The organism is Arthrobacter sp. SRS-W-1-2016, from assembly GCF_002009585.1.
Taxonomy (GTDB): Bacteria; Actinomycetota; Actinomycetes; order Actinomycetales; family Micrococcaceae; genus Arthrobacter; species Arthrobacter bambusae_A.
Map to the genome: position 1 here is coordinate 51,660 of NZ_MTPV01000018.1, position 7,634 is coordinate 59,293.

A 7,634-nucleotide genomic window follows, 5' to 3' on the forward strand; every position below is an offset into this window, starting at 1 on the left:
TTATCGACGACGCGAAAAGGCCGGGCCCGGAGATTCCGGACCCGGCCAATTTCACGTGCCTAGCTGGAAGCTGCCCATCCGCAGCCCCACGGCGACAGGCCGCGCTGCGCGTAGACGCGGTTGGCGATGTCGATCTGCTGGGCCTTGCTGGCGGCGGCGGCGTTGGGAGCGTAGGCGCCACCACCGTTGCCGACCCAGGTCTGGATGTCGAACTGCAGGCCACCGTAGTACCCGTTGCCGGTGTTGATGGCCCAGTTCCCACCGGACTCACACTGTGCGACCTTGTCCCACATTGCCTCGTTCGGCGCCCCGGTGGGTCCGGAGGCGACAGCAGCGGCGGGGGCAGGCTGGGGGCGCGCCTTGGTTCCGACCGTCACCTTCGCAGGGACGGGCTGGACGGTGACGTCAGAGGAGACCAGGGTCCTGGAAGCCTCGCGGCCATCCACCAGGACGAGTTTGAACGTCTTGCTGAGCAGCCCGAGGACACCTTCCTGGGTTACCGTCTTCTGGTCGCTGAACTGCGTCGCGTCCTGGGTGGTGACCGTGTCGAAGGGAACGTTCTCCGTCTCGGTGGCGGTCTTGCTCGTGTCCACCCGGGAAACCTTGATCACCATGTTGGGGACAACGGGGGCCGAGTTCGGCTGCGAAACCCGGTCGTTCGCGCCGAGCGAGACGCCGGCATCGCTGAGCACGGTGCCTACGTCGGGCGCCGTCGTGGTCTTCGAAGAGCTCTGGCCATCAACGATCAGGCTGATCGTCTTGGGGGTCAGGATCGAAACGTAGGATCCGGAAACGGCCAGCTGGGTGTCCTTCGGCTGGGATACGGCCGATGCGCTCGCGACGCCGAGTTCGGAGACGAGGCCTTCGACGTTGGGAGCCGTGGTGTTGACCGTCCGTTGGGCGCCATCGAGGCTGACGGTGACGGCCTTGGCCAGGTTGACGTTGATGATGGAGCCGTTCTGCACCGAGGTATTCAAAGCCGGTGAAACCCGGTCTTCGGCCTTCAGGTCGACCTTGGCTGCCTTGACCACCTGGTCAACGGTATTGCCGAAGGTCTGGACGGAACTCACTTTGCCGTCGACGTTGAGGGTGACTGATTTGTTGTTGCCCGTAAAGGCAACCACTCCCAGTACCAGTGCCGAAAGAACCAGCAGCTGCGCACCGACCTTGACGAAACTGAACTTGCCGCCCGTGGTGAAGAACTTGACCATGTTTGCCCGTAACTTTTGGACCATCCGGGCACGGGGAAAAGCGCACAGGGGCCTCCTGCCGCGGTCCCGAAGCAGGCAGAAGCATGCTGGAGGACTGCAGCGGAGCTGGGCGCCGCCACACTCAATTCAACTAAAAACACCAATTGCGAACGGAGTAAGTTTTCCGAAGGCCTTCCCCGACCCCGGCTACTGGTTACCCACTGTAACCGAAGCGTTATAAAGTGACCAAGATTTTTACATACCGGGTATGTAATGCGATTTCTGCTCAGTCCCAGGATCCGTATGTCGCCACGGTGTTTTGGGCCAGTTGCGAGCACAGCGCCGAAAGCTCGGTTCCCGTCACTTCAGCCATGGAACGGACCGTGTACGGGACCATGTAGCTTGCGTTCGGACGGCCCCGGTAAGGGTGCGGAGTGAGGAACGGGGAATCGGTTTCGACGAGCAGCAGTTCCGGATCCGCGATGGCCAAGGCGTCCCTCAGGTTCGCCGCATTCTTGAACGTCATGGTGCCGGCAAAGGACATGTACCAGCCGTTCATGTTACAAATCCGTGCCAGTTCTTCATCGCCCGAGAAGCAATGGAATACCACCCGCTCCGGGGCCCCCTCCTCCCGCAGGACCTGGACGACGTCGTCATGGGCGTCGCGGTCGTGGATCTGGAGGGTGAGGTCCAGCCTCTTTGCGATATCGATGTGGCGGCGGAAAGACTGGCGTTGGTGCACTAGGCCCTCGCCGTGGGTGCGGAAGAAATCAAGCCCGGTTTCGCCGATCGCGCGCACCCGTGGGTGGGCAGCCAGCTCTTCGATTTCCGCGAGCGCCGATTCCAGCTCTCCGCGGTCCGCGTACACGGGGGCGTCGTTGGGGTGGATGGCGACAGCTCCGAGGAGCCGCCGGTCGGCGTCGAGCGCCTGGACCGTGAACCGCGACGACTCCAGGTCGCAACCCACCTGCACCGCGCCTTGGACGCCCACGGCTTCGGCCGCGTCCAGGGCATCCGCCACCGCGACGTCGATCAAGCCGTGCCGGAAATCGAGGTGCGTGTGGTTGTCCATCACGGGGACCGGCAGAGGCTCGGGCGCAGGTGGGTACTCCTTGCGGGAATCGCCGGTATCCGGCGCGCGGTAGGAAGCCGGTGGGAAGGAATTGCACATGAATCCACCCTATCTTTCCCTGCTGATGCCTCCCTGACCGTTGCCGCATCCCACCCATGCCCCTTGCTTCGGAAGCTGCCCCTGTCTGCGGCGGGCCTTGGCTGGGTAGTCTGGTACAAAGGCGGTATATCCCGGCCAGGGCACCGCCGCCCGGCCGGGGCGCCGTCATGGCTGAGGGGATAGTCCATGGACTCAAAGCGACACGGCACCGTTGATGAACAGTTGGTACGGGACGAGGCCGTGGTTGCCCTGCCGCCTGAGCGCGAGTCCTTCAATGGGCACAAGCAGGCGGTCATGCACCCTGAGCAATTCCACGCTGCCAGTGAGAAGATCCTGGCGGCCATCAACAAGGTCATCGACGGCAAAGCCGAGGCCGCAAAACTTGCCCTCACCGTGCTCCTCGCCCAAGGCCACCTGCTGGTGGAGGATGTGCCGGGTGTCGGCAAGACGCTGCTCGCCAAAACCCTCGCCCGCACCATCGATTGCAGGGTCAGCCGTATCCAGTTCACCCCGGACCTGCTTCCCTCGGACGTCACGGGGGTCTCGATCTACAACCAGTCCTCGCGCCAGTTCGAGTTCCGGATGGGCGCGGTGTTCGCCAACATCGTGATCGGAGACGAAATCAATCGCGCCTCCGCGAAGACGCAGTCAGCCCTCCTTGAATGCATGGAGGAACATCAAGTGACGGTGGACGGCCATTCGTACCAGCTGGGCGAACCGTTCATGGTTGTCGCGACGCAGAACCCCATCGAGATGGAAGGCACGTATCCGCTTCCGGAGGCACAGCGGGACCGTTTCATGGCCCGCATCTCGATGGGCTACCCGGACAAGCTCTCCGAAATCGAGATGCTCGAGACCCATCAGGCGGTCTCGCCCCTCGCCAAAGTCACCCCGGTGGTCACCTCCGCCGACGTGGCCGCGATGATCGCCACGGTGCAGCAGGTCTACGTCTCCCAATCCGTCAAGGAATATACGGTTGCCTTGGGCCGGGCCACCCGGGACAGCGCCCGGCTGCGCCTCGGAGCCAGCCCCCGCTCCCTGCTGCAACTACTGCGGGCGGCCAAAGCGACCGCCGCCCTGGACGGAAGGGACTTCGTCCTCCCTGACGACGTCATTTCCGTAGCCGAGTCCGTCCTGGCACACCGCATCATCCTGGACCGCAAGGCCGCGAGTTCCGGTGACACCCCGCAAAGCATCATCCGGGCCATCCTGGCTTCCCTCCCCGTCAGCCAAGACGCTGGCGCGGAACGCCGCGGCGCCTAGGGCAGCGAAGAAGGGGGCAGGCATGGCGCTGATCGATCTACTTCCGAAGCATCTGTTCACGAACCGGGGCTGGGGCTTGCTTGCCAGCGGCGTAGGTTCCTTGCTGCTGGCCCAGATCATGGGCAGGCGCGATCTGCTGGCCCTCGGGATCCTGCTGTTGGTGCTGCCGCTGGTATCGCTTGCCGGCGTCCGTATCCTCAAACCGCGCTTCCAGGTATTCCGCGAATTCCATCCCGCGTCCGTGGAGACTTCCTCCACGGCCACCGTGCGGCTGGCCGTGGCACGAACCGGCGCTGCCGCCGGGCCGGTGATCATGGAGGAGCAATTGCCGCCACGTTTCGGCGAACCTCCGGCCTTCCGCTTTCCTGCCCGTGCCGCGTCCGGCGGCACCAGCCGCTACGAATACCATTTGCGCTCCGGCAAGCGCGGCCAGTTCAGGATCGGCCCGGTGACGGCCGAGTTCTGCGATCCCTTCGGCTTGTCGCTTCATCGCCACGAGATCGACGACGGCGACATCCTCACCGTCACGCCGGCGGCCGTCGAACTCCCCGCCACCGGGCTGGCCGGCGCACGCGGAAACGACGGCGTGACGGCCACCCGGATCCGGGCCAATCCCAGCGACGACGACGTGATGACCCGCGAATACCGGCACGGAGACCCCATGAGGCGAGTCCACTGGGCCGCGACAGCGCGGCACGGCGAACTCATGGTGCGGCAGGAGGAATCCGTCACCACGCCCGAGGCGACCATCATCCTGGACCAGCGCTATTCCGCTTTCGTGTCCGGCTCCGCCGCGGTCTTCGGTCCTACCCACGAGGACGCTTTCGAACTGGTGAGCAGCGAGAACTTCGAATGGGTGGTGACGGCAGCGATGTCGATCAGTGCCCACCTCGCCGACCGCAACTATTCGCTGCGTTTCCTCGATGCTGCAGGACACCCCGCGTTCCGCGCATCCCGCTCCGCACCGTATCCCGAAACCGAGGAATTCAGTGGTCTGGGAGGCCTGCAGTCCATCGCCGAAAGCCTGGCCGCCATCCAGCTCAGCGGCCCGCGGCATGTCCACGGCGAGCGCAGCCACAAAGAGGCCGCCGGCGTCGTCGATGGTGCCGAAGCGCCTTTCGACGACCATCTGATGGACAAGCTCGCGGCACACCGCCTGCGTGGTCCCGTCCTCGCGCTGCTCGGCAACATGCCGCTCTCGGAGGCCCGTGCGTTGGCGCCGGCCGCAGGCTACGGGGCCAACGCTTTTGCCCTCGTGGTGACCGACCACCCGCACCATGTCCAGCCGGTCATCGAAGCCTTGAAACTGGGCGGCTGGCGGGCCGTCGCCGTGAGCTCGAGGACAGACCTTCCCGCTGCGTGGGCCGGTTTCGACCAAGGAGAGATCGTCGCCGCCGCTGCGGCAGCGATGGACGTCCGCCGTGGCGCGGCGGTGCCGCGATGACCACTACCTCCAGGAACGGCGCTCCGGGATATTCCCCGCTCCCGGCGCCGGCAACGGCAGGCGACACCCCGTCGCGCGGCCCGGGAAGGTGGCTCCGCCCGCGAAAGGCAGGGCCGGGAGCCTACCCTTGGGCAATGTCCGCGGCCATCGCCGTCGCCGTCCTCGGAGCGTCACTCTCACTCAATGGGGTCTTCAGGGGCTGGGTCTGGCTGGTTCCCGCGATCACCACGGTGTTCATCGTCGGATTGACCCTGGCTGTCCTCCGTGCCCTGGGGGTCCACCCGGTGCTCACTACTGTGGGCGGCTTGGTCGCGTTGGTCTTCATCCTCGACTTCACGTTCTTCCGGCCGGAAAGCATCGCGGGCTTCATTCCCTCCGGCGCTACCCTGGACACGCTGGGCCAGTTCCTGAAACGGGCCGGCGAAACCGTGGTGTCGGAGACCGCCCCCGTCTCCCCGAACGCCGGAATAGTGTTTGTCGCCTGCGCGGGCCTGGGCTTGGCGACTATCCTGGTCGATGCTCTGGCGGTCCCGCTCGGCATGCCTGCGACGAGTGGCTTGGGCCTGCTGGTTGTCCTCGTTTTCCCGGCGACCATCAAGCCGCAAAGCGTCGGGCTCGCCGGATTCCTCGCCGCCGCCGTCGGCTTCATTCTGATCCTGGGTTGCAGCCAGTGGTTCGCACCGGACTCGCGGCTGCAGAACGACACCGCCCACGGCACCGGGCAGCTCAAGCGGTCCATGGTGATCGGTGGTGTGGCCTTGGTTCTGGGGTTGCTGTTGCCGTTGGCGGTTCCGGGATTCGAGCGCGGGACGTTTCCCGTGGGTTCCCGGCTGAACCCGTGGGGCGTCTCCAACGGCCTGAATCCCATGATTACGCTCGGCAACAGCCTGCGGAATCCTACCGGCGACGGCAGCATCACCTATGCCACGACTTCCACGGCCCCGGTGTACCTGCGCTCCGTCACTATTGACAAGTTCGACGGCGATACCTGGGCACCGGACGACCGGGAGGCCGCCCGGCGCATCGGACCGGGCCGGATGGCGCCGGACTACCCGCTCCCCTCCGAGTTGGTGCGCCAAGTGACGGTGATCGATACGGGGCAGTTCACCAGCCCGTATCTCCCGGTCCCCTATGCCCCGACAGCCGTCAACGGCCTGAGCGGACGCTGGTCGTGGGATCCTGAGACGCTCAGCATCCGTGGCGAGGACGGCACTACGAGGAACCAGCAGTACACGGTGTATTCCGCGCTGCCGGCCCTGACATCGGCAACGTTGAGCCAGGACAACGCCAAGCCCACTTCCATCTCGCAGGATTTCATCCAGTTGCCGGGCAACGTTCCGGACATCGTGAAGAACACCGCCAAGACGGTGACGGCTGGCGCCAACGGCAATTATGCGAAGGCGATGGCGATCCAGGACTACCTGCGCTCGTCCCAGTTCACCTACTCACTGCAGGCTCCGGTGCAAGGCGGTTACGACGGCAACGGGATGTCCGTGCTGGCGGACTTCCTGCAGCAGAAGAGCGGATATTGCGTTCACTTCGCCTCCGCGATGGCGGTCATGGCGCGGCTCGAGGGAATCCCCAGCCGCATCGCCGTGGGCTACGCACCGGGCCACTCCACAGGCGCCACGGTTGCCGTGGCTGGACAGGAACCCCTGCCGGAGTTCCAAGTGGATTCCCGTGACGCCCATGCCTGGCCTGAGCTCTACTTCGAAGGAGCCGGCTGGGTCGCCTTCGAGCCAACGCCTTCCCGTGGCGTGGTCCCGGCCTACGCGAGCGAGCCTGTGGCAGCGGGCGGCCCGAGCACCAACCTGCATGACGAGAACCTGGTGCCGGGTTCCTCGACTCCCGCGCCAAGCACCGCCGCTGTGCCTCCGATTGCGGCTCCGGGGGTCGGAGCGGGCACGGCCACGGGCTCGGGAACCCTTCTTTACGTCACTGCGGCCGCGCTCCTTTTGGCGGTATTAGTGGCCTCCCCGCGGTTGGTCCGCTCCGGCATCCGGGCGCGGCGCTTGAGGCCCGCGCGGGCACAACAGAGCGGTTCGGGGCGCGCGGCCGGGCCGGCCCCGCCCCGGGATGGCCCGGTCCTGGCATGGGCTGAGCTCCAGGACCTCGCTACGGATTACGGCGTACCACCGGTGCCCAGCGAAACGCCGCGGCATTTCGCGGGCCGATTGGGCACCTCGGCTGCGCTCGGAGCACCGGTGGCGGCAGCGTCGCCGTCGGGCGCTTCCGACGACGCCGGGCAGCGCGCGCTTGCGTCACTCACGGGCGACTTCGAACGGCAGCGTTACGGTCCCCCGGCGGGAATCCCGGCGATTGCGGCAGCGGAGCAAGCGAACTCGGCCGCGGCCCGGATCGCGGCTGTCCGTGCCGCGTTCCGGCGCAATGCCTCCTGGATCGCCGTCTTCCGGGCGGACTGGTTCCCGCCGTCCTTGATGTCCAGGTGGTTCCAACTCCTGTGGTCGCCCTTCCGCTGGCGGCCCTGACCCAACTAATACAAAAGTAGGGGTGGATCAGGCTGCGGTGACCGGAGTGATCGTGACGTCGTAGCCGAGGCTGTTGA

General features: G+C 65.9%; 5 protein-coding genes. 3 read left to right on the plus strand and 2 right to left on the minus strand.

Annotated features, from left to right (window positions below; genetic code table 11):
- Positions 1 to 59: 59 nt before the first annotated feature.
- Together BMF89_RS04645 and BMF89_RS04650 are read right to left on the minus strand one after the other, a co-directional pair.
- On the minus strand, positions 60 to 1,211 hold the full coding sequence (locus BMF89_RS04645; protein ID WP_078105913.1) for a resuscitation-promoting factor: 1,152 nt from the start codon (positions 1,209 to 1,211) through the stop codon (positions 60 to 62).
- A gap of 265 nt (positions 1,212 to 1,476) precedes the next feature.
- Positions 1,477 to 2,361 carry a TatD family hydrolase gene (locus BMF89_RS04650; RefSeq protein ID WP_078105905.1) on the minus strand — a complete coding sequence of 295 codons (885 nt, stop codon included), beginning with the start codon at positions 2,359 to 2,361 and terminating at the stop codon, positions 1,477 to 1,479.
- 186 nt (positions 2,362 to 2,547) lie between these two features.
- Here BMF89_RS04650 and BMF89_RS04655 point away from each other — a divergent pair, with 186 nt between their 5' ends.
- From BMF89_RS04655 to BMF89_RS04665, 3 genes are all read left to right on the plus strand, one after another.
- Positions 2,548 to 3,624 (plus strand): MoxR family ATPase, encoded by a 1,077-nt coding sequence (locus BMF89_RS04655; protein WP_078105906.1) that lies wholly within the window; start codon positions 2,548 to 2,550, stop codon positions 3,622 to 3,624.
- Positions 3,625 to 3,646: 22 nt separating this feature from the next.
- Complete coding sequence (locus BMF89_RS04660) at positions 3,647 to 5,068, plus strand: DUF58 domain-containing protein (RefSeq protein ID WP_078105907.1); 1,422 nt, start codon at positions 3,647 to 3,649, stop codon at positions 5,066 to 5,068.
- Between the two features lie 134 nt (positions 5,069 to 5,202).
- The gene (locus BMF89_RS04665; protein WP_253190703.1) at positions 5,203 to 7,557 is read left to right on the plus strand and encodes a DUF3488 and transglutaminase-like domain-containing protein; all 2,355 of its coding nucleotides are present in this window, start codon (positions 5,203 to 5,205) and stop codon (positions 7,555 to 7,557) included.
- Positions 7,558 to 7,634 lie beyond the last annotated feature (77 nt).

Excerpts from the sequence above, each read along its gene's own strand:
- BMF89_RS04645 (WP_078105913.1), bottom strand. The coding sequence starts at position 1,211 with ATGGTCAAGTTCTTCACCACGGGCGGCAAGTTCAGTTTCGTCAAGGTC.
- BMF89_RS04650 (WP_078105905.1), bottom strand. The coding sequence starts at position 2,361 with ATGTGCAATTCCTTCCCACCGGCTTCCTACCGCGCGCCGGATACCGGC.
- BMF89_RS04655 (WP_078105906.1), top strand. The coding sequence starts at position 2,548 with ATGGACTCAAAGCGACACGGCACCGTTGATGAACAGTTGGTACGGGAC.
- BMF89_RS04660 (WP_078105907.1), top strand. The coding sequence starts at position 3,647 with ATGGCGCTGATCGATCTACTTCCGAAGCATCTGTTCACGAACCGGGGC.
- BMF89_RS04665 (WP_253190703.1), top strand. The coding sequence starts at position 5,203 with ATGTCCGCGGCCATCGCCGTCGCCGTCCTCGGAGCGTCACTCTCACTC.